This window comes from Parasphingorhabdus sp. (genome assembly GCF_059726685.1).
Genome location: NZ_AP041068.1, coordinates 526005 through 551308, shown reverse-complemented (window position 1 = coordinate 551308; position 25304 = coordinate 526005). Strand labels below are relative to the sequence as shown.

Here is a 25304-nt window from a genome sequence, read left to right as displayed (position 1 = left end):
TTGACTGTTATGCAAAATGAACGATTGCGTCTTCGATAGCGCGGTAGACCGCCGCGAGTTGCGCATCGGAAATACAATAAGGCGGCATTATATATACCGTGTTGCCAAGCGGGCGCAGCAGAATCTTTCGCTCGGCGAAAAACTTAAGCAGATCCGGGCCGATGGCGGACATGTAATTGCCGCTGGCATCGTTGATTTCAAAAGCCAGTATCGTACCGCATTGACGTATGCCGGAGACATTCTGATATTTGGCCAGTTGTTTGGCAAAATCCCCATGGTTCTCGGTGATATGATCAATTCGCTGCTGCACCGGTTCGTCCCGCCAGATCTGCAAATTGGCGTTGGCGGCAGCACATGCGATCGGGTTGGCGGTGAAGCTGCTGGAATGAAAAAATGTTTTGGTGCGGTCTTTGGAAAAATGCGCGTCATATACCGGCGCGCTCGCCGCGGTGATCGCAAGCGGGATCACACCCCCGGTCAGGCCTTTCGCCATGCACAGGATATCAGGCGTGATACCAGCTTGATCGCAGGCAAAAACAGTTCCGGTACGGCCCCAACCTGTCATGACTTCATCCGCGATAAACAAAACATCATGGCTTTTGCAGATGCGCTGCATCTCGCGCAGTGTTTCCGACGTAAAGATTTTCATACCACCCGCGCCGAGAATCAGCGGTTCCACAATCAGCGCGGCTGGCGGGTCGTCCTGATTTGCGCAAAAAGCGGCTAGCGCATTCAATGTGGCTTGTTCGGCCTCCGGTTCGGGAAAAGGAATTGAACTCACGTCAAAGAGGAGCGGCGCATAGGCATCATTAAACACACCGCGCGCACCAATCGACATCGCGCCGATCGTGTCGCCGTGATAGCTGTGATCCATGACCAATATGCGATGACGCTGCTGGCCCTGATTGTGCCAGAAACCGAGTGCCATTTTGAGCGCGACCTCGACAGCGGTCGATCCGCTATCGGAAAAGAAGATATGGTTGAGCGTGTCGGGCAGAAACCCGGACAGATTCCTCGCCAGTTTCTCGGCGGGTTCATGCGTCCAGCCCGCGAAAATAATCTGGTCCAGCTGGGCGCTTTGCTGCTGTATCGCGCCGACAATCTTGGGGTGGCAATGGCCATGGGTCTGCACCCACCAGCTCGAAATCGCGTCAATAATCTCCCGGCCGTCGTCTGTGTAAAGCGTTGCACCCTCTGCCCTTACGACCTCGGGTATGTCCTGTCCAAGACCATGCTGTGTAAAAGGATGCCAGATTTTTGGGGTCATCAGACGAAGTCCGACACATTGAAATGGGCATGAAAAGCGGCCGATAGGGATTGGGCTGACAGATTATCGATAATCGGCAGGCGGCCCAGCTGCTTTATTTTACCGATGCGACATATGGTATCCTGACTGTCGGCAATTTCAGCACCGACAAAAGCGATGCCCAATATGGGTACATGACGGTTCCGCAGTGCTTCGATGGTCATCAGGCTATGATTGATCGTACCCAGCTTTGTTGACGCAACGATGATGGCGAGCTGTTTCCACTGCGCAAACAGATCAGCATAGAGCAGATTTTCATTGATCGGCACCAGGGCTCCACCGGCTCCTTCAATCACTAGGGGGCCATTGATTTGCGGGATTGGCAGATCATCAGCGGATATCATGACACCCTCTTCTGCCGCTGCAAAATGCGGAGAAGCCGGCGTTTTCAGGCGAAACGTCTCGGGCAGGATATTGCCGGGAGCAATGCCGCCCAATCGTGCGACGGCTTCGCTATCCGTTTCATCTTCCAGACCCGCCTGCACCGGTTTCCAGTAATGGGCGTCGAGCGCCGCGGTCAGCGCGGCGGCAAAGACGGTTTTTCCGATATCCGTATCGGTGCCGGTGACAATGAAATTCTGGCTCAAGCCGCATTCTCCATTTCTTGCGCTTCGGTCAAAGCGTCAGCCAGCGCCGTGATATCCTCCCGAGAGACGTTTAACGTCAGGGACAGCCGCAGACGCGCAGTTCCCGCTGGTACCGTCGGCGGCCGGATTGCACGAACATCAAAGCCCTTCTGCTGCAAAGAGGCCGCTATCTGGACAGCAACACTGTCTTCGCCAATGATGACGGGGAAAATCTGGCTGCCTGCACGAGAGGACGGGCAAAGCGTACCCAGCCGGTTTTCAGCGACCGCAATATGATCCTGCAGCTGTGTCTGCAACGACTGGTTTTCGGCGACATATTCTATTGCCTTGTGCACCAGATGCGCGGTGAGCGGACTGGGCGCGGTTGAGAAGATAAAGGCCCGGGCGCGGTTGATAAAAAAGTTGCGTAGCACCACCGGCATGGTGATCAATCCACCTTCGACTCCCAAGGCCTTGCCGCAGGTACGCAAAACGATAACATTGTCTTGATTTTCCAGGGCGCCAGATAAACCAACGCCGCCTTTGCCGAAAACACCGACCGCATGAGCTTCATCAATGATCAGGACGGCGTCATTGGCGCTGGCAATTTCGGCAAGTCCAGCCAGTGGCGCCCGGTCCCCGTCCATGCTGTAGAGGCTTTCCACCGCTATCCAGATTGTGCCGGTGCCCCCGGCGCGGCGATAGGCGGCTATCCTGTCTGTCAGGTCTGTCAGATCACCATGGCGAAAGCTTTGTGTTTCTGCACGGCCCAGCTTCATACCATCATGGCTGCTGGCATGGACCAGTTCATCATGTAGAACGAGATCGCCGGTTTGCGGCAATGTTGAGAATAGAGCAAGATTGGCGGCATAGCCGGTGCTGAAGAACAGAGCAGATTCTGCGCCATAATGCCCTGCCGCAAATGCCTCTAGTGCTTCATGTTGTAGATGATTGCCGCCCAACAACCGTGACCCGCCAGAGCCATGCGCTATGCCACTATCCAGTGCCTTATGAGCCAATTCTTTCAGATAGCTACTACGCGCTAAACCCAGATAATCATTGGACGAAAAATCCTTGCCCACAGGGGTGACCAGTGCGCGTTTGCGACCTGCATTATCGAGGGCATCCAGTTGTCGGTGAAACGGTTCGAATCGGGGCATCGCCGCGCTGTTAGCAGTCAGCTATTGGCTATGGCCAGTGGTAATGTGAGTTGGGTTTTTGGAGCAGTTTCCTGCTGCGACCGGGATGATGCAGACGCGAATCCGAGATCGAAGCACACAAGCTTTTCTTTAAGTGCGATGACCGCCTCCGCCGGTCCTGCAACAGCTTCTTCAATCGCGCTATGGTTGGCTGCCAGTCCGCCGGTCAACGCACCAAAAGCTGGCATGATCAAATGCTTTTCGCCTTTGACAAAACAGCGCCGGGACACATGCCGTCCGCGCACGGGCACGCGCAATTTAGGATGAAAATGACCGGAAATTTCAGGCAGATCAGTGTCCGGCGTCGCTTCGTGACGCAGAGCGAGACCATCGCCAATCCATTCAGTCATAACTTCGCCGCCCCATAGGCCGCTTACATCGCGGTCATGATTGCCGCTGATCCACACCCAGCGCGTGTTTCGGGTTAGCGTTTCCAGCAAGCGTGCCGCTTCGCCCTCCAAGCGTGCCTCGCCGTCATCATCGTGATAATTATCGCCAAGACAAAAGACCTTCTCTGCAGCTGTTTTTGTGATCAGACTGGACAGTTCATCCAGAGTTGCACGGCTGTCATAAGGTGGCAGCATCTGCCCCTGGCGCGCGTAGAAGCTGGCTTTCTCAAGATGCAGGTCGGCCACCAGCAATGCCTTGTGCACCGGCCAGTACAAAGCCGCTGAACCGGCCACATGGAACAGATGGTTGGCGAACGAAAGGGGAACCATTTATCTGCTATGCGACGATCAGGGCGCGCGTGCAAGCGGGAAGGGTTGGAATTTCAAGCCGGGTCCGACTATATGCGCGCCATGACGGAATCAAATTTTTCATACAAGGTGGCGGCGCTCTATCATTTTGCTGTGGTCGAGGATCCGGCTGCATTGAAGCCAGAGATCCTCGCGGCCTGCGAAACCAATGGGCTGAAAGGCACGATCTTGCTTGCGCCCGAAGGGATTAACGGGACTATTGCGGGCGAAGCGGATGGCATAGATGCGGTCATCGCTTTCCTGCGGAACCTGCCACAATTTACCGGGCTGGAAGTCAAATATTCTGATGCGGAAGATATGCCATTTCTGCGTATGAAGGTGCGGCTGAAAAAGGAGATAGTTACTATGGGTGTCGACGGCATCGATGCCGCGCGGGCCAAGGGCGAATATGTCGACCCGCTGGACTGGAATGCGATGATTGCCGATCCTGACACGGTCGTGATCGACACGCGCAACGCCTATGAAGTCGCGATTGGCAGTTTCGAGGGTGCGATTAATCCGGATACAGAGACATTTCGTGATTTTCCGGGCTGGTTTGATGATTTTTCCAGGCAGTTGCAGGAAAAATCGGAAAAGCAGCCCAAAATCGCAATGTTCTGCACCGGCGGCATACGCTGCGAGAAAGCCACTGCCTATGTGAAGGCACAGGGTTTTGATGATGTCCATCATCTGAAGGGCGGTATCCTTAAATATCTCGAAAATGTGCCGGAAGAAAATAGCAGCTGGAATGGTGATTGTTTCCTGTTCGATCAGCGTGTGGCCGTTGGTCACGGGCTGAAAGAGAGCGATTATGACCAATGCCATGCGTGCCGGATGCCCCTGAATGCCGAAGAGCGCGCATCCGATAAATATGTTCCGGGAGAGGCTTGTCCCCATTGCTATGACAGTCGCACGGACGAACAGCGCGAACGCTATCGCGAACGACAGCGTCAGGTGGAAAGGGCGGCACGGGAAGGCCGTCAGCATCTGGGAACAACATGAGCCCCGCAGAGACCGGAAATAACTTGCCGATCCTCTATAGTTTTCGGCGTTGTCCCTATGCAATGCGCGCGCGCATGGCGCTGCTGATCAGTGAGACACAGGTGCACCTGCGAGAAGTGGTATTGCGCGACAAGCCGGAGGAAATGATTGCCGCTTCGCCCAAGGCGACAGTCCCGGTTCTGGTGCAGGATGATGGTGCGGTCATTGATGAAAGCCTGGCAATCATGCACTGGGCATTAGAGCGGAATGATCCGGCAGACTGGCTGGATGATAGAGAGGCAGGCGCGGATTTGATCGCTGAAGCTGACAGTGACTTCAAAGACAATCTCGACCGCTATAAATATCCGACGCGCTATGATGATGTTGACCCGATAGCGCATCGTTCCGCTGGCCTCGCATTTCTGAAGAAGCTGGAGGCAATGCTGGCCGTAAAGGGGCAGTTGCTGGGAAACGAGCCTCGGCTGGCGGATTTTGCGATTTTTCCGTTCGTCCGCCAATTTGCCAATAATGATCGCAACTGGTTTGACGCTGAGCCGCTGCCAGCACTACAAAAGTGGCTAGCAGCGCATTTGGGCTCCGACTTGTTTGCCAGTACGATGAAAAAATATCCGCAGTGGCAAACAGGCGATACCGAGCCCGCATTTCCGGGATAAACTTTTGCCTCCCTATTGCTGTTCAGTAAAGCCAAACCAGCCAAAGGATGCCGCAATGAAAATCGCCCTGATCATTACCGCCCCCGTTTTGTGCCTGTTATCCGCATGCAGTGAGGAAGCGGAGGCGCCCGTGCTGGATGACGAGGTGCCGGTGGATGCAGAAATGCCGCCACAGCCCGAAATCAACGAGTCACTGACCGAAGAAGAGGCCGATGCCGCGCTTGAGGAACTGCAAGCTGAGCAACAGGCGCTGGAAGATAGCGCGGATACTGAAAACAGCGCAGAGGATAATGAAGAGACTGGGGTCGAATAGCCTTAAGAATTAATGCGGCTGTTTTTTGGTTGCTCGAAATAGCGCCTTGTCTCTTTTGGCAACAGGAAATGGATTTTTCGTTTCTTGAAGTCGATTGCAACCTGATCAAATTTACGCAACACGTCCATGCCGAGCAACAAAGCTGGTTTCTTATGCATACCCAGCCGCTCAAAAGGCGGGGCATCGGCAAAAGCAACCGGCAAGTTGGCGAATTTGGCGCGGCCAATGCGAAAATCCCGGGCTTTGCCGAATTCCACACCCAGTGTCTGGCCTGTCACCGCGATCAGGCTGTTTTCTTCACCCAGTTCTTTCGCGCGTTTTATTAGCCGCCTTTTCAAAACCAGGTTGGCAATCGAAACCTCCGCACCGGTATCAACGATCACATTGACCTTGAGCCCGGAAATCGTTGCTTCGGTGAAGATAAGTTGACCGGACTTGCGCCGCGCGGTCACAATAATTTCACGGTTTGAAGCCATCCGCTGTGGAGCGGCCGTGTCTTCGATGGAAATCTGATTGTTGATAAAGTCGAATAATATCCGTTGATCCTGCAGACCATCAAGACCCAATATTCCATCCGCGCCGATATGGCGGGCAAGCAGAACCGGGGCGATCAAACTGTCATAGCTTTTCTTGCCGAGGGTCAATTCGGGGACATAAACCATATCGACCATGCTGCTGCCGGCGATGCTTATTAACTGCGCTGGTTCTTCGGCATCCAGCGCCAGGTTTTTTGCAATTTTGCGAGAGAGAACGGTACGCTCTGCACCGGTATCAATGACAAAGGAAAATGGTCCGCGGCCTTCAATACTGACTGGAACAGTCATTCGCTGTGCACGGTCTTTGTCGATGGTAATAATTTCATTTTCCGGTTTGGTCAGGCTACCGGGTTCCACCGATTGGCCCATTGGTACCGGATAGGCAAAGGCGAGTGCGGAGGCGGCAAGGGCGGGGAAAAGGTTGGTGGAAAAAAGCGGCATCATACTCTCCTGCTAAATGTTATTCTTTCCTGCTTTTAATCGGGCTTGCAGCAAAAACCCGATCAGGTCGCGCCCTTCGGCAAAAGAAAATAGATTTTGCGGTTGGCGAAATCGATCGCCATCCGGTCAAACTTCCGAAGCGCATCCATGCCCAGGAACATGGCCGGCTTTTTTTGCAGGTTCAGGGCGGCAAAAGGCGCGATATCGGCAAAGGCGATGGGAATCACTCCAAAGCGCGCACGACCGATGTGCAGCTCACTGGCAACACCATAGTCCGCCGCAATGGAACGGCCGGTCACGTCGACCAGACTAATCTGTTGCAGTGCCGAGCGCTTCATCCGCAAGCGGCGTTGCAGCGCCTTGTTTCCGATTGAAAGCTCTCCACCAGTATCGATGATTACACTGACCTTGATACCTGAAATTTCGGCATTGGTAAAAATCAACTGGCCGGAACGGCGTCTGGCGGTGACGACGATTTCCCGGCGAGAGCGGGCCTTCCGCTTTTTCGCTGTATCTTCGACCGAAATGGCGCTGGTGATAAAATCAAATAATATGCGCTGTCCCTGCAGACTATCGAGACCCAATACGCCATCGGCACCAATATTGGTTGACCGAAAGGTCGGCGCGATAATGCCCCCGTAGCTGCGACGGCCCAGAGTCAATTCAGGAACATAGACGGTTTGCACTGTCGTGTTGCCAGCCAACGCAATGATATTGACCTCTTCTTCCAGTTCCAGGGTCAGGCTACCGGCAATTTCTTTCGACAATATTGTGCGTTGTGCTGCCGTATCGATAATGAACTTGAAAGGGCCACTTCCTTCGATACTGACCGGAACTGTCATGCGTGCCCTGCGGTCTTCGGTAATCTCTATTTGTTCGGCATCCGGCTTGATGAACTGATCGGGCAGGCGATCAGCCAATATCGCTTCGGGTTCGACAATTTCCGGTATGGCGGCTGCCGTTTCCGGCAAAGGCGCCGCCGGCTCGGCAATTTGGGCTGAAAATAGCAGCGGTAACACTGCGGTCAGGGGAAAAGACATACTCATCAATAGCTAGTTACCCGAAATTTTAGCAGGCGACAAATATGTTCGAAATACCAAGCCTGTCTAATCACCGCGCATCGCCTCTTCAATCAGGCTTTCCGCTTCGATCAGCAGCGCGTCATCCGTAGCTCCTTGCGCCACATGTTCGCGGCCGATCATCACCAAAACAGGTACGGAAAGGGGACTGACCCGGTCGAGTTCGACATGAACCATGGAACCCGCTGCCCGGTCTAGCAGGTCGCCGAGTCGGGCGACATCGGTCATTCGTGCCCTTGCGTCGGCCCAGGCAGCCTGCATCAACAGATGATCGGGCTCATATTTGCGCAAGACGTCGAAAATCAGGTCGGTGGAAAAAGTCACCTGCTTGCCGGTCTTGCGCTTGCCAGGATGTTGCCGGTCGACCAGTCCGCTAATCACAGCGACTTCCCGAAACGCACGTTTGAGCAGATAGGAACCTTCGATCCAGTCGAAAAACTCGTCTTCCAATATGTCGGCACTGAACAGTGGTGCAGGATGAGTTACCGGCTCAACACTCCAGCAGGCGAGCGCATAATCATTGGCGACAAAGCCGATGGGTTTCAGTCCCCGGGTTTCCATCCGCCGCGTCAGCAGCATACCGAGCGATTGATGGGCGTTCCAGCCTTCAAAGCTATAGGCCGTCATATAGTGCATGCCCTCGTGCGGGAAGGTTTCAACTAGCAGCTCGCCGGGTTCCGGCAGGCGTGATCGATGGTCCTGCATTTCCAACCATTCGCGCACATCATCGGGGAAACGCGCCCACCCTGCCCGGTCGGTCAGAAAACTGCGCACGCGGTCCGACAGATGCGTGGTGAGCGGCAGGCGCAGGCCCATATAGCTGGGGATCATCGCCGCTTTCTTGGTTGCGCGCACAATAACGTCGGACGTGTCGAGCTTGATCAGCTCCAGGCTCATGCCCGCGAAAAAAAACGTATCGCCGGGGCTTAAGATGGCGGCGAAGCTCTCCTCCACCTTGCCGAGATTCCGGCCATTTTTGAACCGCACATTCATCATCGCTGCATCGACGATGGTCCCGGCATTCATTCGGTGCTGGGTCGCAAAGCGCGGATGGACAAGGTGCCACACGCCCTTGTCATCGCGCCGCAGGCGTTTGAATTTGTCATAGGCTTTCAGCGCGTATCCGCCGTCCCGCGTGAAGCCGAGCACGCGGTCAAACGTCTCCCTGTCGAGCGTGCTGTAGGGCAGTGAGGATTGCAGCTCTTCGAGCAAATCATCTTCCTGAAATGGCGCGGCGCAAGCGCAGGTCATGACATGTTGTGCGAGGACATCGAGCCCGCCGGGGCGAAAAGGCTCCCCATCTCGCCTGCCTTCATTGACGGCATCCAGTGCCGCCTGGGCTTCGAGATATTCAAAACGGTTACCGGGGACCAGCAAAGCCTTGGACGAGACATCGAGCCGGTGATTGGCGCGGCCAATGCGCTGGAGCAGGCGCGAGCTGCCCTTGGGCGCGCCCATTTGGATCACACAATCTATATCGCCCCAATCGACGCCGAGATCCAGGGAAGCCGTACAGACCAGCGCGCGCATCTTGCCAGAGGCCATGGCATTCTCGACTTTTCGCCGGGCTTCTTTGGAGAGGCTGCCGTGATGCACCCCGATCGGCAGGGTGTCGTCATTTATCTCCCATAGTTTCTGGAAGATAAACTCGGCCAGAAAACGGGTGTTGGTGAAAACCAGTGTCATCCGGTTGGCTTTGATCTGCTCCATCACCTGCGGGACGGCATAGACACCGGCATGCCCCGCCCATGGTACGCGGATCTTGTCGCCTTCCGGCGTTTCGGGGATCATGATTGCTATGTCAGCAGGTGCGCCCTCTTCGCCCAGCACATGGGTGACAGCGTCAATATCGCCATAGGGTGCCAGCCATGCGCGGAAATCATCAGGGTCGGCCACGGTTGCCGACAAGGCGGCGCGGCGCATATCCGGCGCAATCCGCTGTAGCCGGGCCAGTGATAAGGAAAGCAGGTCACCGCGTTTGCCGGATGCAAAAGCGTGCACTTCATCGATGATCACATGCTTCAGTTTCGCAAAGAGCGTGAAACTGTCTTCCTGGCTGAGCAGCAGGTTGAGCGATTCTGGTGTGGTCAGTAATATTTGCGGCGGCTTGACGCGCTGGCGCGCCTTGCGATTGGCGGGCGTATCCCCGCTGCGGGTCTCGACCTTGATTGGCAGACCCATTTCGTCAATCGGCGTCAGCAGGTTGCGCTGTACGTCGACCGCCAAGGCCTTGAGCGGAGATATATAGAGCGTGTGCAGTCCATCAAAATCGGGCTGCTCGATCAAATCCACCAGCGTTGGCAGAAACCCGGCCAGTGTCTTGCCCGCGCCTGTGGGTGCGGTAAGCAAGGCATGCCTCGCCGCCCTCGCAGCTTCGAGCATTTCCAGCTGATGCCGACGCACCGTCCATTTGCGCGAGGCGAACCAGTCGGAAAGAGGTTTAGGAAGTGCGTTGCCGCTCATCACTTCACCATAAGCAGCGCAGCTGAGATATCTAGTAGGTCCCTATCGCCGCTTCAATGAGATCGAGCGTGGGTTTGCGCACGGCCAGTTTATTGGCGCCATATGCACGCCCGGGAAGTTTGCTGAGCAGTTCGGCCTGTGCTTTTGCTGTTTCCATAACCTGTTCGGCGTCGACCAATATGTCGATATATCCCACGTCCATAGCTTCGGCTGGCTCGTAGAGCTGCGACTGAATCAGCGCTTGGGTAAGCTTGCGGCCGTCTAAGCGCGCTTTGGGAAGCTCAACCGCAAAGACCGGCAGATTCATGTTGTTAATCGTCTCGTTCGCTCCATATCGAAACGCCCCTTTGGCGCCGATGCGGGTATCGCAGGTCAGCAACAGAAACGCACCCATGGCAATGGAATGGCCATTACATGCGGCAACAACCGGAACCCGGCTGCCATAGACTTTGATCAGCATCTGGCTTGCCTGATCCAGCAGCTCGCCAGAGCGCGCCGCGCCTTCAGCGGCCAGCCATTTGAGATCAAATCCGCCGCTGAAGACACCTTCGCGGCCAGACAGGATGACGGCCTTGGCACCGCTTTCCGCTTCTTCAAACTTTGCGACAAAATCGGTCATCCAATCAGGGTTGATCGCATTGGCTTTGCCATCATCCATCGCCAGATGGGCAATGTCCCCGTCTATCGTGACTATAATACTCATTTCGGCCTCCAGACTAAAATTTAATCAATCAATTAAATTTGACCATAAAGCAATCGCTATTTGTGGCAGTGAAAAAGAGGTCTAGCGTTTCAATTCGGCCATTAGCCCGAATAATTGAGTGACATCAGGGGGCGTAGTGTCGCCTGCATATTCCCGGTACAGCGTCGAAACATTGACCGCGATCCGTTCGCTATCGCCCCAACTGGAAAAGTCGCCCAGCCGGATATCATGGGCGGCATCCCGTACCGATAGGCCTGCATCGTAGCGTTTGCGCGCTTCTCCATCGATATAGTGCAGATAGTCTTGCACTCGCCTTACGCCCGCTTCATCGGTGATCGGACCATGGCCGGGCACGATCGTCTCCGCTTCGAGATTGATGATATGATCACAGGCTGCGATCCAGTTAGATACCGGCCCGGCCCACATAATCGGCGTGCCTTCGATAAACAGGATATCGCCGGTGAAAACAGTCTTGTCGCCGGGCGCATGAACCAGAACGTCGCCAGCAGTATGGGCGGGACCGACCTCGATCAGGTCAACCTGTTTATCACCGACTGTTACGCTATATTCCCCGCTGAATGTCTTGGTTGGGTGTTTTTCCGCGACATCGGTAAAGTCAAAGCTGCCGAAAATATCGACGAGATATTGCCCGGTCGGGCCCAAGTCTTTTGCCTGTGCCATGATTGCCGCCAGGGCAGGTGCGGGCAGCTCGTCCATTTCTTTGGCGCTGGCCTTTGATGCAATCACTTCGGCATGCTGGCAGCAGCCATTGCCATGGGTATGATCTCCGTTCGCATGCGTGTTGACGATAGTTCCAATGTCATCGGCGCCGACACCTGCAGCATCAGCCATAGTCGCCAGCATATCGCGGGTGAGGCTGGCATCGAACAATGTATCGACGAGCAAAGATTGCCCGCCATCAGTAATCAGCCCGGCATTGGACCAGCCCCAGCCGCCATCAGGCTGCAAATAGGCGAAGATGCCATTGCCGGTTTCGTACAGGCCTTTCTGGAAGGGAATATTGCCCATGTTACCTCTCGCTTCATTGTTTTTTCGTTTTGCCTGTTCTGGCAGCTTTCGGACCATTTGGATAGAGGACCGAAATGGGGTGTGGTTTCGGGATTTATTGTGTAAAAACTCAAATTGTTATACCAAAGTGGCCGAAAATATATGAATGAATCAGAGCGCCCCCAATTTGGAATAGAACGGCTTTTCGTGCTGGCGCTGTTGGTGATTATCTCACTGGCCTTTGCGATGCTGATCGAGCCGTTTTTTGGCGCGATAGTCTGGGGCGTTGTCGTTGCGGTTCTGTTCCAGCCCGTCTATCAAAAAATATCCGGCTGGCTGTCGCCGCGGGTCAATCTTGCTGCTTTTCTGACGCTGATCCTTGTTATTCTTCTGGTTATCGTTCCTGCTATTTTGCTGGGCATGGCCCTGGTGCGAGAGGCAACCAGCGCCTATGCCAGCATCCAGGCGGGGGAGATCGATTTTGGCGGCGCCTTCATAGCCTTTCAAAATAGCCTGCCATCATGGGCGCAAAATCAAATTGCGGCTATGGGCTATGGCGATCTGGCAACCGTTCGGCCACAAATTGAAGAAGCGATTGGCAGCAGTCTTGAATTTCTGATCGCGCAGGCGCTTAGCTTCGGTCAGGGAGCGTTTCGATTCCTGCTCGCTCTGGGCGTCATGCTCTATCTGACATTCTTCCTGCTGCGTGACGGGCGCGCCCTGGCTGCCCAGATTGAAAATATCGTCCCGCTGTCTGAGAGCAAGAGTGCCATCCTGATCGACAAGTTTTTTGTCGTCATCATCGCCACGATAAAGGGCAGCTTTGTTGTTGCATTGCTGCAGGGAACGATCGGCGGGCTGATATTCTGGGCGCTGGATATTCGCGGCGCTTTGCTTTGGGCCGTTTCGATGGCGATATTGTCGCTCATTCCTGCGATTGGAACCGGTTTTGTCTGGGTGCCGGTTGCGATCTATTTACTGGTTACAGGATCGATTTGGCAGGGGGTTGTTCTTATCCTCGCCGGTATATTCGTCATCAGCTTGGTCGATAATATCGTCCGGCCAATATTGGTCGGCCGGGACACGCGCATGCCGGACTATGTTGTGTTGATCTCGACATTGGGTGGGCTGCAGCTGTTCGGCTTTAATGGTATTGTCATCGGGCCGCTACTGGCCGCCTTGTTTATCGCGGTCTGGCGGATTTTTGCCGAAATGAACAAGAGCGAGAGAGAGCGAATGGCGAAAGTCAGGATCGCAGATGGTAAGTCAAGGCCATAGAAAGGCAGTGTTTTACTGCCTCGGTCGGTAGTTCATTATCGACGTCAAAGATAATCGCGCGGTTGCCTTCAAATGTCAGTATATCGCCATATAATTGCCTGCAGCGTTCGATCAGATTGGACTGGCAATGCACATAGACGGCATAAGCGCTGCCGGTTTTTTTGTGGCGATCAATACGGATGGTCGTACCGGATTTGGTAGCAGGCGTCAGATATGCTGGCTGACCCCATTTGAGCGTTTCCTCCAGCGGCCCGATTGCCGGATTGTCGGCAGCGGTCTCAAATATCAGCGCCCGCAGCGTCACCAGCCGATCAGCCATGGCTGGGGGAAGGCCGTCGAAAACTGCCTGGGTTTGCGATGGTAGCGTGGTGTTCATGATGTCACCTATTTTTCATCAGCCGAAGCGCCAGGCACATAGCGCAGTAGTTCTCCCGGCGTACAATCCAGATACTCACAGATTTTGGAAAGCGTTTCAAAACGAATGCCTTTGACCTTTCCCGATTTTAGCAGGGAGAGATTGGCGTCCGTAATGCCCACATGAGCGGCAAGATCTTTGGACTTAACTTTCCGGACGGCCAGCATGACATCAAGGGTTACTTCTATGGTCATCAGACGATCTGCCTCAGTTCGTCTTGAAGCTCGCGTCCTTCGCGCAGGGCTCCTGCCAGCGCCAACAGAACAATGCCGATGAGCAAACCCAGAGCATTGAGATCGATCAGATAGACAAGGAAATCAACGCTATTCTCAAGGATCGAATCCGGCTCGATGAGCATCGGCAAGAGGACGTCAAAACCAAGGAAAACAACATATAGCAATATCATGGAGATACCCATTCTGGACAACGCATTGGCCGCACTGTCCAAAAATAGCTCGCCTTTTTCTGCGTGAGCCAGAAACCGATTGATGGACCGGAAAAGCAGCAGGAAAGTCAGGACTGCAAGTCCGCTTGTAACCACCAGAGCAATCTGTGCGGCCAGACCCAGATTCGGATCGTCTGACTCGATTTCGATCATATCGGTCAATAGCTCCATATCCCCGGCCAGCGCAGTCAGGGCCGTAAGAATAATGAACAATCCGACCAGCGAAGTCATGACCCCTGCAACAACGCGCAAGAGGCGATAAAGCCATCGATTCTGAATGTAAGATTTTCGTTTCATAGAAACTACCTTTTGGATGACAGATAAAAATTATTGCAAAACAATAAAAAATATTCATGTTTCAGAAAGATTTTAGAGTGTAGCTGGCGATATGCAATCGAAATATACATTGAAGGAAACGCAGAAATGAGAATTCAGAGAAGCAACGCTATTATGGCAATCGCCTGTGGCAGCCTTGTCCTGGGAGGGTGTGCAAATACCGCATCCGGATATCGGCCGATAGTCGATGGCTATGAGGATGAAGCCTATCATGCAGATCTTGCCGATTGTCAGGCACTTGCGAAAACGAAGCGCTATGACAATGGGGATACCAAGACTTCGGCTTTGGCCGGTGCCGTTGTCGGCGGCGCGGTAGGGGCCATAGAAGATGACTCAGTAGAGGGTGCGATAGTCGGTGCGCTTTTGGGCGGCCTGATCGGCGGTGCGAGCGGCGCCGCTGATACCCGAACGGATCGAAAAGACATTGTTATTCGCTGTATGAGTGGTCGCGGTCACGCCGTTGTCGGCTGATAAAATACGAGATTTCTTAGCAATCTGATCCAGTCGGTCACGACCGCAAATTTCACAAAATCAACAAAACAACCATCGGGGCATGTTTTCCGAAGAAGGACTCTTGCGCCCAAATTTTCCCCAAAATGTCGAGAAAGGACATAAAATGAAGAAGACCCTAATGATTTCCACCATCGCCGCTTTCGGCGTTCTGACCGGAGCATCGTCCGCTCATGCGCAGAGCGACGATGAGAATTTTGAAGGCGTAAAAGTTGGCGTGCAAGCTGGATGGGAGCGCCGCAAGATAGATGAAACCTTGCTACCTGCGCCCAATAGTGCGCGACTAAACGACAAAGCCAGCGGAATCTCCTATGGCGGTTTTGCAGGATATGATGCGCAGTTTGGCAGTTTTGTTCTGGGCGTGGAGGCCGATTTTAGCCCCAATGGCAAAACACTGCGTTCTACCCTGCCCGGAGGTGGTTCGATTGAGCTGGATTCCAAATGGAATGCCAGCGCGTCGGCCAGAGCCGGTGTCGCACTCACCCCCAATCTTCTGGCCTATGGTCGGTTCGGTTACGGCCTTAACCGCTACACAGTTCGCGGATTTGCGGCAGGAAACGACACTGCAGTTGCTACGGACAAGGTAACGGGTGATGGCCTGATTTACGGCGGCGGCCTTGAATATGCGATAAACAGAAACGCATCATTCCGTGTCGAATATCGCCGCAATGACAATGAGGCTTCCCTCGGCTCCAATCAGGTTCTTGGTGGTTTGACCCTGCGCTTCTGATCCCTCCCAAGAAGCGCTCCTCCGGAGGCCGGGCGACGGCAATTATCCCCTGATCGCTCGTCCGGCCTCACCTTATCTTCCTTCCTGAACAAGGACGCCGACGATAAAATGAAAATGACAGCATCACAAGGAGAGCAGCCCCGTACAGCTGATAAGCCTCAGAAAAAATCCTCCCTGGAGCGTCGTGGATCTGACATATCCAGCTGCTGCTATTGGCTGGTACGGTTACTGGTCTGGGGAAGCAGAAACTCCTGATATTGCTATTGGCATTACGCTATCCAATCAAGAAATGTCCGCTTTGTGATTCAGGCAGCTGCCAAGCGCCTAGTGCCCCGCCGTTTCCCCGCGCTCCAGACCGGACAAAGCCAGCTGCTCGTCGATTTGCGCCATTAGCCGCTCCAGTCCTTCCTTGGATTTGGCCTCGGCACGGGCTACCAAAACATCCTGCGTATTTGATGCTCGCAGCAGCCACCAGCCGTCTTCCGTATTTACCCGTGCGCCATCAGTATTGTTGACGTCCGCACTGCTTGCTGAAAGGCGTTCAAGTATCTCCTCGATCACAGGGAATTTGCGACTTTCATCGACCTGAAACCGCATTTCTGGCGTGTTGATCATCTCAACCATATCGCTGCGCAGCTGGGTCACGCTTTTGCCGATGTTGGTTGCGGCCTGAATCAGCCGCACGGCGGCATAAGGCGCATCGTCAAAGCCGTAATAATCATGCTTGAAGAACACATGACCGCTCATTTCACCGGCAAGCGGCGAAGAAACTTCCTTCATTTTGGACTTGATCAGGCTATGCCCGGTTTTCCACATCAGCGGTTTGCCACCGAGTGCCGCGATCCGGTCATAGAGCGCCTGTGATGCCTTTACGTCTGCGATAATCGTCGCTCCAGGCTCGGATTTCAGGACATCCTCTGCGAAGATTTGCAGTAGCTGATCACCCCAGATCACCCGCCCTTCTCCGTCAATTGCACCTATCCGGTCGCCATCACCGTCAAAAGCTACTCCGAAATCGAGCTTCTTGTCGGCGACAAGCGCCTTCAGATCGGCGAGATTCTTTTCTTCGGTTGGATCGGGATGATGATTGGGAAAATTGCCATCGACATCGGTAAAAAGGAGATGATGCTCACCGGGCAGGTTGGCAGTGAGCTTCTCAATAACAGGGCCAGCCGCGCCATTGCCCGCGTCCCAGCCGATCTTCAACGCGTCACCCGTAAAATTCTTGGTCAATCGGGCAACATATTCATCCATGATATCAATGCGTTCGATGCTGCCAACCGCGTCATCGACTGCCGCCTCCCAGTCACCGCTTGCCGCCATCGTGCCGAGCTTCTGGATGTCCGCTCCGAAAAAGGGTCGTCCCTGAAATACCATTTTGAAGCCATTATAATTGGCGGGATTATGGCTGCCGGTTATCTCGATGCCGCCCTGCACCTGTTCTAAGACACATTCGGCATAATAGAGCATCGGGGTTGGTCCCATGCCGATGGAAACGGCGTCCACACCAGCATCGTTCAGACCTTTAATCAGCGCATCTTCCAGCATCGGGGAACTGGTCCGCCCATCATAGCCGGTCGCAACCGCCGTTCCCCCTGCCCGTGCGATCAGCGTACCGAAGCCCCGACCAATGGCATAGGCATCATCTTCATCCAGCGTTTCGCCGATGATCCCGCGAATATCATATTCGCGCAGGCTGGTTGGATGAAAGTCATGGGATGTACGTGCGGTCATCAATTATTTTCCTTTGGGGGAGCCGAACATGGCGCGTGGTGTATTTGTTGCGATGTAATAGAAAGCCTGTGGTCCAAAAGCTAGTCCCCGGATCGCCGTCATATCGCACCAGACCGGCAGCTTACCGGCGATTGGCCGCTTCCAATTCTTTCAGCAAAATGTCGCGGGCCCGGTTTATCTGACGGGCCAGCTCTTCATCCCCGCCGCGGTCAGGATGATGTTCGGTCAGGCGTGATCGCCACGCTGCATTGATCGCGGCTTGGTCTGCTCCTTCGGCAATGCCTAATAAGGATCGCGCCCGGTCCAGTTCAAAATTACGCGGCTTGCGATTTTCTTCCGTCTCGGCTTTGCGTGCACCGAAAATCTTGGAGCCGCTCCACGCCAACGCCGCCACTATCAATCCACCACCAAATATCCAGTTACCGCCGCGGCATAAATTAACGCCAACCAACGCTACAGCAACCGCTAACCAGTCATTTGGGCCCATGGTCTTGGCCCGGCCCGACAATATGAGCGCGGCGATGACGGACCCGCTCAATATGAGCATGAACGTCATGGCTTAGGCAACGAGTTGGGGTTTGCCAAAAACGGGCCGCTCACCTTCCGGTTGCGGCAGGGCGAGATGTTTGATCAGTTCGCGCAATTCCTGCCGGGCCGCAATGTGGCTGGTGGCGAGGCGGCCGAGATGCTCTTTGTCCAGCATCGTCAAGCCGGCGGGGAAAAGCTCACGGTAGATCACACGTTCACTCAGGCCAGGTATGACCCGAAAGCCGACCCGTTGTGATAATTCTGTCAGAGCCGAAATGACCCGCTGCATATTGTGTGCCTCGACATGCTGGGTACGGTTGCGCAGCACCACCCAGTCGATGGTCGTGCCATCCGCTTTGGCGCGCGCCTTGCGTGCTTCCCAGATCAATTCGGCATAAAAGCTGAGCTTGCGAACCTTGAAGGTTTCCGGGTCGACTTGGCCGATCAGATCAAAATCAACGAAGCTGTCGTTAATAGGCGTCACCAGTGTATTGGCGCGGGTGGCAACAAAGCGAGCAAATTTGTCATCGCGCCCCGGCGTATCGAACAAGAGATAATCGACACCATGGCCCATCCGTTCAACCAGTTGTTCCAAACGCGCCAGATTATCCTGTTCGAACACCTCGAAATAGGGTTGCGGAATATCGATGTTCAGCCGGTCCATCGTGGCTTTGCGATTTTCCAGATAGCGATAAAGGGTGCGCTGGCGTGGATCGAGATCGATGACCGCGACTTTATGGCCCTGATAGGCGAGCGCAACGGCGACATGAACGGCGGTGGTGGACTTGCCGGTCCCGCCCTTTTCATTGGCAAAGACTATATGATGCGCTTTGCTATCGACCATCTGCTTTGTTGCACCCCCGTTTTGACAACCGGATTTGAAACCAGAATGAATCGCAAAACCCGGTGCCTTGAAGCCCGTGCTAACCTAAACAGCTGTTGAATAAAAGCGCAGGTGACAAAAACTTACCAATGATATGGCCACTGTCCCGGCTTAAGACGATGCCTGGTCCAGAGGCACACCGGCGATCGTGATACGGTTGAGATAGCGGCGATGCCCCTGATAATCATTCAGTGCATAATGCCAGGTGGAACGATTGTCCCACATAGCCAGCATGCCTTCTTGCCATTGCAGGCGAAAGTGAAATTGCGGCTGCTGAATATGGGCATAAAGCTCATCCAGCAATGCCGTGCTTTCCGCCGGGTCCATATCGACAATCTCCAATGTGAAACCCGGATTGACATAGAGACCCTTTGCTCCGGTTTCGGGGTGGCTGAGCACCACGGGATGGATTGCTTCTTGCACAGCAGATTCAGTATTGCCGAATCGGCCACCAAATTTCTTTTGATAGGCGCTGTCTTTACCGAAAATATGGGCGTTGCCGTGCCGGGCCTGCAGGCCATCCAGACGCACTTTCATTTCGTCATCCAGCGCTTCATAGGCAGCGTGCATTCCGGCAAATAATGTGTCGCCGCCGCTCGGCGGGATTTCCAGTGCGTAGAGGATAGAACCCATAGCGGGGATCTCGTCATAACTGTGATCGGTGTGCCAGCCGCCGCCAATATTCACTTCCTGATCTGGTTCTTTCAAGACTTTGGCAATTTGGGGGTAGCCCTCGACGGGCGTGAAAAAGCGGTTGATGTCGATATCGTTCCAACGCTCTGCAAAGGCGATATGGTCTTCTGGTGTCAGCTGCTGGTTTCGGAAAAACAATGCACCGGAATCAAAAAAAGCTTCCCTGATTTCCACGAACTCGTCATCGGTTAAAGACGTTAGATCGACACCTTCGACAATTGCGCCCACAGCTTCGCTTGCTTTGGTTATCTGCACCTATTCTCTCCCGAATCTTATTATCGGATAGGTATATAGCCTATTTCTGTGATATTGGGACGGGCAATTGCGATAAAGGAACACAGCCTATGACCGACACCAAATTAAATCGCCGCCAGATGCTTGCTGCGGGCGCGGCAACGGGTATCGCGCTGACTGCTTGTCAGTCGGTCGCCGCGCAGGAAGACACCGACCTGACCGGAAAATCTGTACTGATCACCGGTTGTTCTTCCGGCTTTGGTTATCTGGGCGCGCTGCATTATGCTGAACAGGGTGCGAAAGTCTTTGCCACCATGCGAAACATGCCGCGTGAGGAAGCAGGTAAACTGGAAGCGGCGGCGAAAGACGGCGCCGACCTGACGTTATTGGAACTTGATGTGCTGTCGGATGAATCCGTTGCCAAGGCGGTGGCGGAAGCAGAACGGCTCAACGGCGGCGCTCTGGATGTCATCGTCAACAATGCTGGTATAGGCACGGGTGCGCCGGTCGAGCTGCAGGATGTCGAGGCGACACAGTTGTTGTTCGAGACCAATACTGTTGGACCGCACCGGGTGGCGCGTGCAGCTTTACCAAAGATGCGTGCTAATAAAGCCGGACTGATCATCAATGTTTCGTCTCAGCTCGGCCGGGTAATGGTGCCGGGCATGGGGCTTTATTCATCCACCAAATTTGCGCTGGAATCGATGAGCGAGCAAATGGCCTATGAGCTGGTGCCGCACGGGGTGGATGTGACGGTGGTGCAGCCGGGCGGCTACCCGACCAAGATCTGGGAGAATGGCAACAAGCTGACCGGACCGATGCTGGAGCGGGCGACCGAAGAACGCAAGGCGGCCTATCCGGAACTGGTGGCGGGGGCGCTGCGCGATGGTGGCGGTTCTACCGATCCAATGGATGTGCCGCGTGCTATTGCCGGCCTGATCGCGATGGGTCCGGGCAAGCGGCCGCTACGTGTTCCTGTTCATCCTGGGCGCAAACCCCAGACAGCGATCAACGAGGTCAGTGCCAAGACCCAGGTGGCCATGTTGGGCAATTCACCTTTTGGCCCCTGGATCAAGGATGTGCATGAACGCGGCTGATCAGGCGTTAACCGCCGCGCCGGCTTGTTTGGCGAGTAAAAGCGGTGCCATGTAAAAGGCTAGGAAGACCAGATTGGGGATCACATTCGTCGCGTTGCCCGACGCGACCGAAGCGCTGCTATCGATCACAAACCAGGTCAGAAACACATAGATGGATCCGCGCCGGATCAACTCATTGCCCTGTTCCACACCGGGCGCAGAGATGAACAGATACATTGCACCCAGTCCGCCGAACACGCCGCCGGCTATCGCCATGGCAAGTTTCGATTCTGGCGTCGTCAGGCCGGCCACGCCTTGGCTTCCGGAGGAGGCCAGATTGAAAAACATATCATTCATGCCGGTGAAATCCGTCACGCCCGCCAAAGCAAACAGGACGGCGGTGATGATCGAAAAGGCGCCGATGATACGCATGGCGCGCGCTGCAGTTGTGGGTGACATGATCTATCTCCTTTTTGTTTCCCGGTAATGAAACCCGATACGGATAGTGAAAACAATTACCTGACAGGTAAGTGCGCCCCTTGTGCTGCGCTGGCATGGTGCAATAATATTGGTTGGAGGAGATGGAGATGCAGACAGAATTTGGCAGTATATTGAAGGAATGGCGCAAGTTACGCCGGTTCAGTCAGCTTGATCTGTCGCTGGAGGCCGACATGTCGGCGCGCCATCTCAGCTTTCTCGAATCGGGTCGCTCCAATCCCAGCCGGGCTATGGTATTGCGGCTGTCGGAGGCCCTGAAACTCCCGCGCGGCACTGCCAATCAGGCTTTAAATGCAGCCGGTTTTGCGGCCATTTATCCCAGTTTGCCAGATGATGCACCGGAACTCGCGCCTGTTCATCAGGCGATTGCAACCATGCTCGACCATCATGACCCCTATCCTGGCATTGCGGTGGACCGGCACTGGAATGTCGTACGGTCCAACAAGGGATCGCAAATGCTGTTGGCGCTGGCTGGTCCGGGCCAGACGGTGAATCTGATGGAGGTTTTGATCAAAAGTGCCGAAATGGACCTTATTGAAAATTGGGACGAAGTAGCGATGCTATCGCTGACCCGCTTACGCACTGAAATATTGGAGCTTGGCGGCGATGAGAAACTATCTGCCTTGATGCAGCGTGTGTCTGATCTGGACCGGGTAAAAAATGCCGATCTTGCTTCGATCAATCTCAACCAGGCGGTCATTCCCACCATCTTGCGGGTTGGTGAAAATCGCTTGTCGCTCTTTTCGACTATCTCGCAATTTGGCTCCGTGCAGGATACACAGGCAGGCGAAACGCGTATTGAACTGATGTTCCCAATGGACGATGAAACCATTCAGTTTTTCGAAAGGTAGCGACGGGCATCTGGCAGCGGAGGGTTTGTCGGGGAGTGGAGTTTTTAACATGCTGAAGATGGGTTTCTTAGCCTTGCCGCTGTTGTCTCTGGCGGCTTGCACGCCCGGGCCCGATCTTACTGAAAGCCCGAAAAATGCCGGCATGATCAAAACAGAATCTTTGCCAGAAAATAGGGTCTCGGCCGAAAATCTTGCCAAGTGGCGCAAGGATAACCCGAGCTGGTATGCTGCTGTAGAACCTTTTCAGGTGATTGGCGAGGATGGTGCAGGCATCTATTATGTCGGAACTGAGGGGTTGGGTATGTTTTTCATCCCGACCCAAGACGGCCATATCGTTATTGATGGCGGCATGCCCGATCACGGACCGATGGTTGCAGAGGCCATCACCCAGCTCGGCTATGATCCCAAGGATATAAAAATCCTCCTCAACAGCCATGCACATCTCGATCATTCTGGCGGGCTGGCCGACCTGAAAGCAATGAGCGGTGCCGAGATGATTGCTAGCGAAGGTGATCGCTCCGCGCTGGAAGGTGGTTTCTATCTTGGGTCGGAAGATCAGGACTTTCTGTTCGCACCGCCGGTGAAGGTCGATCGCATCATCGCCGACGGAGAGAAGGTAAGTCATGGCGGTGTTGCGCTCACAGCCCATATCACCCCCGGTCACTCGCGCGGTTGCACCTCCTGGACCATGGATATCGAACAGGGCGGAAAATATTACGAGGTGCTGGTCTTCTGCTCTGCCACCGTGGCCGCCAACCGGCTGGCCAATCCGCCGCAATATGAAGGCATTGTCGAGGATTATCGCAGTACGTTTGACAAGACGCGCGATTGGACACCGGATGTCTTTCTTGCCAACCATCCTGGTTTTTTTGGATTGATGAAAAAGCGCGAACGGCAACGAGCTGGCGATCCGCTAGCCTTTGTCGATGATCAGGCTTTTGGGAAGTTTATTGTCCGGGTGGAAGGTTGGTTCAAGGATGCGCTGCAAAAACAATCAGCTAATTCAGCGCCCTAGGCTAGTCAAAAGGGCACTTGTCGCCGGGCTGGCTTCAAGCCTATTCCTTCCTGACTAGCCGTTCACAGGAGCAGAATATGTCAAACGCCAAACAGGTCATCGAGAAATTCTGGGAGATCCAGAACGAGCATGATTATACAAAGCTTAGCCCCTTGTTTGCCGACAATGCGGTGTTCGAAGATCCAGCCATCGGGCGGGTTGAGGGCAAGCCGGCTATTGAAAAACTGCTCGCCGGATTGACCAAGGAACTGGCGGACAAGAAAATGTATTTCGAAGTGCTGGAGATAGCCGGCGACGAACATGTTGCCTGGTCGCGCTGGCTCTGGAAAAGACCTGAAGGCGATATTGAGGGGGTTGGACTATACAAGGTCGCGGATGGCCAGCTGACATCCTATCGCGACTTTTATGCGGTGCCCAAAGGATAGCACTTTTAATCCTTCGGTTGAATATCTTCCGGATAGGGATTGCGCGATATCAGGCCCCATGAACTGTTGTTTGACAGGCTTTGGCGCGCATCAATCTCGATCAGCAACTCTTTGGTCTTGATGATATCCGCACCGACAGCGGACGATAATGTCTCGATACTGCGCCACTTATATTTTTCGCCGCGCAGCAAAAGGATCAGCCGCTCTTTGCGCTTGTCATCCAGCCGATATTCGCGGCGCTTGGCCAGCCAATGGGTGAGAAACACAGTCGCGAGCGAAGCAACCGCGCCGACCACGGCGCCGATAAGGACGGCAATTTCTGCACTAACGGTCATTCCGGTTCCTCCAAGTTTCGATCAGGGATTAGGCCGCATCAGGGCGCTTTTCATTTCCGATTCAATGTCAGCAATCAACGTCGCCGCATCTGGCACGTTAGATATCATGCCAGCAGACTCGCCGATACCGATATGTGCTCTGTCAAAATCTGCCTGACGCACGCCGTCATCATAGGCGGCCCGGCCTTCCTCCGGATCATTTCTCAACACATCTATGCGATCTTCCCATTGCCGGTACAGGTCATTCCGGATGGCCCGAAAGTCAAAAGACTCGGGCCAGTTTTTCCGCCGTAATATATCAAAGACCGAGCTGCGCGCTGTATTATCACCATCGGTCTGGGTCGCAACTTTCTTGGCTTTCGGGTTGGCGAGACTTTCGGTGGTGGCCCAAAACCGGGATCCCATCATGGCGCCATCTGCGCCCAGCACCATCGCCGCCGCGAGGCCGCGGCCATCGGCAATGCCTCCAGCACCCAGCAAATGGGTCTCGGGTGCATGGGCGGCAAGCCAGTCCGCCGTTTCCGAAATAAAAGAGAATGTCCCTCTGCCGCGATCTTGGGTCGCGCCATGTCCGCCGGCTTCGGTACCCTGCGCCACAATTATTTTCGCGCCGGCCTCAATCGCCGCCGGCAAATCCTTCAGCGAATGGACCTGACATATTAGCATTGTGCCTGATCGGATAATCCGTTCGGAAAATGGTCGGGGGTCGCCAAAGGACAGCATGATCGCAGCGGGACGATGATTGTCCATCAGCCAGTTTAGCGCGTCGGAATTTTCCGCGAGCTTCCAACTGATGAATCCGCAGCCAAGGCGTTTCATGGCCGCAGGATCGTCTTTGAGCGCATCCGCCGCCATGTCATATTCCCGGCTGGTCCATTCAAGATCACCATAGCCGCCGCCAACCAGCCCCAATGTTCCGGCCCGTGCACAAGCCGATGCCAGCGCGCCGCCAGAGGCCAGCGCCATTGGCGCAAGTGCCAGCGGTATCTTCAGATCGAAATGATCGGCAAAGCGCGTCACTCTTGTTCCTTTAAAAAAGTCGTTATAGCGCCCAGCAATTGAATCCGGAGGTTATGGAGTATTCCGCCAGCAGCGGGGCGATAGCAGTTATCTCCCAAGGGGTTCTGAAGAAATTGGATCCACATATCTATTAGCCTAGATGTGATAGCAGTCTTGGTGCAAAGTTCCATGAACCGAATAGCAAAAGAATAGCGACAAATCGGAACTTGGTGCGCGCATGAATCTGCTGGATTGAGTTTTTACTTTTGTCTGCTTTTGGAATGGTCGATACCCAAACCAGCAATGATCCCAT

At 54.4% G+C, this 25304-nt stretch carries 29 protein-coding genes; 10 read left to right on the top strand and 19 right to left on the bottom strand.

Features of this window, described 5'->3' with window-relative positions:
• Positions 1–7 precede the first annotated feature (7 nt).
• From AC6I9Z_RS02745 to pdeM, 4 genes are read right to left on the bottom strand one after another with little or no spacing between them, the layout of a single operon-like run.
• The gene (locus tag AC6I9Z_RS02745; RefSeq protein ID WP_461457246.1) at positions 8–1267 is read right to left on the bottom strand and encodes an adenosylmethionine--8-amino-7-oxononanoate transaminase; all 1260 of its coding nucleotides are present in this window, start codon (positions 1265–1267) and stop codon (positions 8–10) included.
• Entirely contained in the window at positions 1267–1893 is a 627-nt protein-coding gene (bioD, locus tag AC6I9Z_RS02740) for a dethiobiotin synthase (protein WP_461457248.1), read from the bottom strand. The genes AC6I9Z_RS02745 and bioD overlap by 1 nt, the downstream gene beginning before the upstream one ends.
• Positions 1890–3032 (bottom strand): 8-amino-7-oxononanoate synthase, encoded by a 1143-nt coding sequence (locus AC6I9Z_RS02735; RefSeq protein ID WP_461457250.1) that lies wholly within the window; start codon positions 3030–3032, stop codon positions 1890–1892. Before AC6I9Z_RS02735 ends, bioD begins: the two co-directional genes overlap by 4 nt.
• Positions 3033–3049: 17 nt before the next feature.
• Positions 3050–3790, bottom strand: a complete 741-nt coding sequence (gene pdeM / locus AC6I9Z_RS02730) for a ligase-associated DNA damage response endonuclease PdeM (RefSeq protein ID WP_461457252.1) — start codon at positions 3788–3790, stop codon at positions 3050–3052.
• A gap of 81 nt (positions 3791–3871) precedes the next feature.
• Between pdeM and trhO the strand changes: the two genes are divergently transcribed.
• Genes trhO through AC6I9Z_RS02715 form a run of 3 tightly spaced genes read left to right on the top strand, consistent with a single transcriptional unit; the run spans position 3872 to position 5776 of the window.
• Positions 3872–4810 carry an oxygen-dependent tRNA uridine(34) hydroxylase TrhO gene (gene trhO, locus AC6I9Z_RS02725; protein WP_461457254.1) on the top strand — a complete coding sequence of 313 codons (939 nt, stop codon included), beginning with the start codon at positions 3872–3874 and terminating at the stop codon, positions 4808–4810.
• The gene (locus tag AC6I9Z_RS02720) at positions 4807–5463 is read left to right on the top strand and encodes a glutathione S-transferase (protein ID WP_461457256.1); all 657 of its coding nucleotides are present in this window, start codon (positions 4807–4809) and stop codon (positions 5461–5463) included. The genes trhO and AC6I9Z_RS02720 overlap by 4 nt, the downstream gene beginning before the upstream one ends.
• 55 nt (positions 5464–5518) lie before the next feature.
• Complete coding sequence (locus AC6I9Z_RS02715; RefSeq protein ID WP_461457258.1) at positions 5519–5776, top strand: hypothetical protein; 258 nt, start codon at positions 5519–5521, stop codon at positions 5774–5776.
• Between the two features lie 2 nt (positions 5777–5778).
• On the opposite strand, the gene AC6I9Z_RS02710 is transcribed toward AC6I9Z_RS02715, so the two are convergent.
• The 5 genes from AC6I9Z_RS02710 to AC6I9Z_RS02690 all read right to left on the bottom strand — a co-directional run bounded on the left by AC6I9Z_RS02710 (position 5779) and on the right by AC6I9Z_RS02690 (position 12027).
• Positions 5779–6756, bottom strand: a complete 978-nt coding sequence (locus AC6I9Z_RS02710) for an aspartyl protease family protein (protein WP_461457260.1) — start codon at positions 6754–6756, stop codon at positions 5779–5781.
• A 59-nt stretch (positions 6757–6815) separates the two neighbouring features.
• On the bottom strand, positions 6816–7799 hold the full coding sequence (locus tag AC6I9Z_RS02705) for an aspartyl protease family protein (RefSeq protein ID WP_461457262.1): 984 nt from the start codon (positions 7797–7799) through the stop codon (positions 6816–6818).
• A 60-nt stretch (positions 7800–7859) separates the two neighbouring features.
• The gene (locus tag AC6I9Z_RS02700; RefSeq protein ID WP_461457264.1) at positions 7860–10295 is read right to left on the bottom strand and encodes a ligase-associated DNA damage response DEXH box helicase; all 2436 of its coding nucleotides are present in this window, start codon (positions 10293–10295) and stop codon (positions 7860–7862) included.
• Positions 10296–10326: 31 nt separating this feature from the next.
• Positions 10327–10998 carry a crotonase/enoyl-CoA hydratase family protein gene (locus AC6I9Z_RS02695; protein ID WP_461457266.1) on the bottom strand — a complete coding sequence of 224 codons (672 nt, stop codon included), beginning with the start codon at positions 10996–10998 and terminating at the stop codon, positions 10327–10329.
• A gap of 81 nt (positions 10999–11079) precedes the next feature.
• The gene (locus tag AC6I9Z_RS02690; RefSeq protein WP_461457268.1) at positions 11080–12027 is read right to left on the bottom strand and encodes an MBL fold metallo-hydrolase; all 948 of its coding nucleotides are present in this window, start codon (positions 12025–12027) and stop codon (positions 11080–11082) included.
• Positions 12028–12168: 141 nt separating this feature from the next.
• Here AC6I9Z_RS02690 and AC6I9Z_RS02685 point away from each other — a divergent pair, with 141 nt between their 5' ends.
• Positions 12169–13284, top strand: a complete 1116-nt coding sequence (locus AC6I9Z_RS02685; protein WP_461457270.1) for an AI-2E family transporter — start codon at positions 12169–12171, stop codon at positions 13282–13284.
• Here the strand turns inward: AC6I9Z_RS02685 and AC6I9Z_RS02680 are convergent.
• From AC6I9Z_RS02680 to AC6I9Z_RS02670, 3 genes are read right to left on the bottom strand one after another with little or no spacing between them, the layout of a single operon-like run.
• Positions 13253–13660 carry a DUF1801 domain-containing protein gene (locus AC6I9Z_RS02680; protein ID WP_461457272.1) on the bottom strand — a complete coding sequence of 136 codons (408 nt, stop codon included), beginning with the start codon at positions 13658–13660 and terminating at the stop codon, positions 13253–13255. The genes AC6I9Z_RS02685 and AC6I9Z_RS02680 overlap by 32 nt on opposite strands.
• A gap of 8 nt (positions 13661–13668) precedes the next feature.
• Positions 13669–13893, bottom strand: a complete 225-nt coding sequence (locus AC6I9Z_RS02675; RefSeq protein WP_461457274.1) for a helix-turn-helix domain-containing protein — start codon at positions 13891–13893, stop codon at positions 13669–13671.
• Positions 13893–14375, bottom strand: coding sequence for a hypothetical protein (locus AC6I9Z_RS02670; protein ID WP_461457276.1), 483 nt, complete (start codon positions 14373–14375; stop codon positions 13893–13895). The genes AC6I9Z_RS02675 and AC6I9Z_RS02670 overlap by 1 nt, the downstream gene beginning before the upstream one ends.
• Before the next feature lie 192 nt (positions 14376–14567).
• Here AC6I9Z_RS02670 and AC6I9Z_RS02665 point away from each other — a divergent pair, with 192 nt between their 5' ends.
• Together AC6I9Z_RS02665 and AC6I9Z_RS02660 are read left to right on the top strand one after the other, a co-directional pair.
• Positions 14568–14951: a YMGG-like glycine zipper-containing protein gene (locus tag AC6I9Z_RS02665; RefSeq protein ID WP_461457277.1), complete on the top strand. Its 384-nt coding sequence runs from the start codon at positions 14568–14570 to the stop codon at positions 14949–14951.
• A 145-nt stretch (positions 14952–15096) separates the two neighbouring features.
• Positions 15097–15720 carry an outer membrane protein gene (locus tag AC6I9Z_RS02660; RefSeq protein WP_461457279.1) on the top strand — a complete coding sequence of 208 codons (624 nt, stop codon included), beginning with the start codon at positions 15097–15099 and terminating at the stop codon, positions 15718–15720.
• A gap of 324 nt (positions 15721–16044) precedes the next feature.
• Here AC6I9Z_RS02660 and pgmG read toward each other — a convergent pair whose 3' ends face one another.
• The 4 genes from pgmG to AC6I9Z_RS02640 form a co-directional block, all read right to left on the bottom strand.
• Positions 16045–17454 (bottom strand): phosphoglucomutase/phosphomannomutase PgmG, encoded by a 1410-nt coding sequence (gene pgmG, locus AC6I9Z_RS02655; protein WP_461457280.1) that lies wholly within the window; start codon positions 17452–17454, stop codon positions 16045–16047.
• 121 nt (positions 17455–17575) lie between these two features.
• Complete coding sequence (locus AC6I9Z_RS02650) at positions 17576–18010, bottom strand: J domain-containing protein (RefSeq protein WP_461457282.1); 435 nt, start codon at positions 18008–18010, stop codon at positions 17576–17578.
• 3 nt (positions 18011–18013) lie between these two features.
• Positions 18014–18826, bottom strand: a complete 813-nt coding sequence (locus AC6I9Z_RS02645; RefSeq protein WP_461457284.1) for a division plane positioning ATPase MipZ — start codon at positions 18824–18826, stop codon at positions 18014–18016.
• A gap of 150 nt (positions 18827–18976) precedes the next feature.
• A complete protein-coding gene (locus AC6I9Z_RS02640; protein WP_461457286.1) occupies positions 18977–19813 on the bottom strand; it encodes a TauD/TfdA dioxygenase family protein in 837 nt (278 codons plus the stop codon).
• Between the two features lie 89 nt (positions 19814–19902).
• Here AC6I9Z_RS02640 and AC6I9Z_RS02635 point away from each other — a divergent pair, with 89 nt between their 5' ends.
• The gene (locus AC6I9Z_RS02635) at positions 19903–20889 is read left to right on the top strand and encodes an SDR family oxidoreductase (protein WP_461457288.1); all 987 of its coding nucleotides are present in this window, start codon (positions 19903–19905) and stop codon (positions 20887–20889) included.
• Here AC6I9Z_RS02635 and AC6I9Z_RS02630 read toward each other — a convergent pair whose 3' ends face one another.
• On the bottom strand, positions 20890–21327 hold the full coding sequence (locus AC6I9Z_RS02630; RefSeq protein WP_461457290.1) for a hypothetical protein: 438 nt from the start codon (positions 21325–21327) through the stop codon (positions 20890–20892).
• 128 nt (positions 21328–21455) lie between these two features.
• Here AC6I9Z_RS02630 and AC6I9Z_RS02625 point away from each other — a divergent pair, with 128 nt between their 5' ends.
• From AC6I9Z_RS02625 to AC6I9Z_RS02615, 3 genes are all read left to right on the top strand, one after another.
• The gene (locus tag AC6I9Z_RS02625) at positions 21456–22217 is read left to right on the top strand and encodes a helix-turn-helix domain-containing protein (protein WP_162558982.1); all 762 of its coding nucleotides are present in this window, start codon (positions 21456–21458) and stop codon (positions 22215–22217) included.
• A gap of 49 nt (positions 22218–22266) precedes the next feature.
• Positions 22267–23232, top strand: a complete 966-nt coding sequence (bla, locus tag AC6I9Z_RS02620; RefSeq protein WP_461457293.1) for a subclass B3 metallo-beta-lactamase — start codon at positions 22267–22269, stop codon at positions 23230–23232.
• A 77-nt stretch (positions 23233–23309) separates the two neighbouring features.
• Positions 23310–23657 (top strand): nuclear transport factor 2 family protein, encoded by a 348-nt coding sequence (locus tag AC6I9Z_RS02615; protein WP_461457295.1) that lies wholly within the window; start codon positions 23310–23312, stop codon positions 23655–23657.
• 5 nt (positions 23658–23662) lie between these two features.
• On the opposite strand, the gene AC6I9Z_RS02610 is transcribed toward AC6I9Z_RS02615, so the two are convergent.
• Both AC6I9Z_RS02610 and AC6I9Z_RS02605 read right to left on the bottom strand, forming a co-directional pair.
• Entirely contained in the window at positions 23663–23992 is a 330-nt protein-coding gene (locus AC6I9Z_RS02610) for a hypothetical protein (protein WP_109356069.1), read from the bottom strand.
• A 21-nt stretch (positions 23993–24013) separates the two neighbouring features.
• Entirely contained in the window at positions 24014–25012 is a 999-nt protein-coding gene (locus tag AC6I9Z_RS02605; RefSeq protein ID WP_461457298.1) for an NAD(P)H-dependent flavin oxidoreductase, read from the bottom strand.
• Positions 25013–25304 lie beyond the last annotated feature (292 nt).

Coding starts and splice junctions, on each gene's coding strand:
- AC6I9Z_RS02610 (WP_109356069.1), bottom strand. CDS start 23,992: ATGACCGTTAGTGCAGAAATTGCCGTCCTTATCGGCGCCGTGGTCGGC.
- AC6I9Z_RS02745 (WP_461457246.1), bottom strand. CDS start 1,267: ATGACCCCAAAAATCTGGCATCCTTTTACACAGCATGGTCTTGGACAG.
- AC6I9Z_RS02700 (WP_461457264.1), bottom strand. CDS start 10,295: ATGAGCGGCAACGCACTTCCTAAACCTCTTTCCGACTGGTTCGCCTCG.
- AC6I9Z_RS02670 (WP_461457276.1), bottom strand. CDS start 14,375: ATGACTTCGCTGGTCGGATTGTTCATTATTCTTACGGCCCTGACTGCG.
- trhO (WP_461457254.1), top strand. CDS start 3,872: ATGACGGAATCAAATTTTTCATACAAGGTGGCGGCGCTCTATCATTTT.
- AC6I9Z_RS02650 (WP_461457282.1), bottom strand. CDS start 18,010: ATGACGTTCATGCTCATATTGAGCGGGTCCGTCATCGCCGCGCTCATA.
- AC6I9Z_RS02665 (WP_461457277.1), top strand. CDS start 14,568: ATGAGAATTCAGAGAAGCAACGCTATTATGGCAATCGCCTGTGGCAGC.
- AC6I9Z_RS02615 (WP_461457295.1), top strand. CDS start 23,310: ATGTCAAACGCCAAACAGGTCATCGAGAAATTCTGGGAGATCCAGAAC.
- AC6I9Z_RS02675 (WP_461457274.1), bottom strand. CDS start 13,893: ATGACCATAGAAGTAACCCTTGATGTCATGCTGGCCGTCCGGAAAGTT.
- AC6I9Z_RS02645 (WP_461457284.1), bottom strand. CDS start 18,826: ATGGTCGATAGCAAAGCGCATCATATAGTCTTTGCCAATGAAAAGGGC.
- AC6I9Z_RS02660 (WP_461457279.1), top strand. CDS start 15,097: ATGAAGAAGACCCTAATGATTTCCACCATCGCCGCTTTCGGCGTTCTG.
- bla (WP_461457293.1), top strand. CDS start 22,267: ATGCTGAAGATGGGTTTCTTAGCCTTGCCGCTGTTGTCTCTGGCGGCT.
- AC6I9Z_RS02720 (WP_461457256.1), top strand. CDS start 4,807: ATGAGCCCCGCAGAGACCGGAAATAACTTGCCGATCCTCTATAGTTTT.
- AC6I9Z_RS02625 (WP_162558982.1), top strand. CDS start 21,456: ATGCAGACAGAATTTGGCAGTATATTGAAGGAATGGCGCAAGTTACGC.
- AC6I9Z_RS02715 (WP_461457258.1), top strand. CDS start 5,519: ATGAAAATCGCCCTGATCATTACCGCCCCCGTTTTGTGCCTGTTATCC.
- AC6I9Z_RS02710 (WP_461457260.1), bottom strand. CDS start 6,756: ATGATGCCGCTTTTTTCCACCAACCTTTTCCCCGCCCTTGCCGCCTCC.
- AC6I9Z_RS02695 (WP_461457266.1), bottom strand. CDS start 10,998: ATGAGTATTATAGTCACGATAGACGGGGACATTGCCCATCTGGCGATG.
- AC6I9Z_RS02630 (WP_461457290.1), bottom strand. CDS start 21,327: ATGTCACCCACAACTGCAGCGCGCGCCATGCGTATCATCGGCGCCTTT.
- AC6I9Z_RS02680 (WP_461457272.1), bottom strand. CDS start 13,660: ATGAACACCACGCTACCATCGCAAACCCAGGCAGTTTTCGACGGCCTT.
- AC6I9Z_RS02705 (WP_461457262.1), bottom strand. CDS start 7,799: ATGAGTATGTCTTTTCCCCTGACCGCAGTGTTACCGCTGCTATTTTCA.
- pgmG (WP_461457280.1), bottom strand. CDS start 17,454: ATGACCGCACGTACATCCCATGACTTTCATCCAACCAGCCTGCGCGAA.
- AC6I9Z_RS02635 (WP_461457288.1), top strand. CDS start 19,903: ATGACCGACACCAAATTAAATCGCCGCCAGATGCTTGCTGCGGGCGCG.
- AC6I9Z_RS02735 (WP_461457250.1), bottom strand. CDS start 3,032: ATGCCCCGATTCGAACCGTTTCACCGACAACTGGATGCCCTCGATAAT.
- pdeM (WP_461457252.1), bottom strand. CDS start 3,790: ATGGTTCCCCTTTCGTTCGCCAACCATCTGTTCCATGTGGCCGGTTCA.
- AC6I9Z_RS02685 (WP_461457270.1), top strand. CDS start 12,169: ATGAATGAATCAGAGCGCCCCCAATTTGGAATAGAACGGCTTTTCGTG.
- AC6I9Z_RS02690 (WP_461457268.1), bottom strand. CDS start 12,027: ATGGGCAATATTCCCTTCCAGAAAGGCCTGTACGAAACCGGCAATGGC.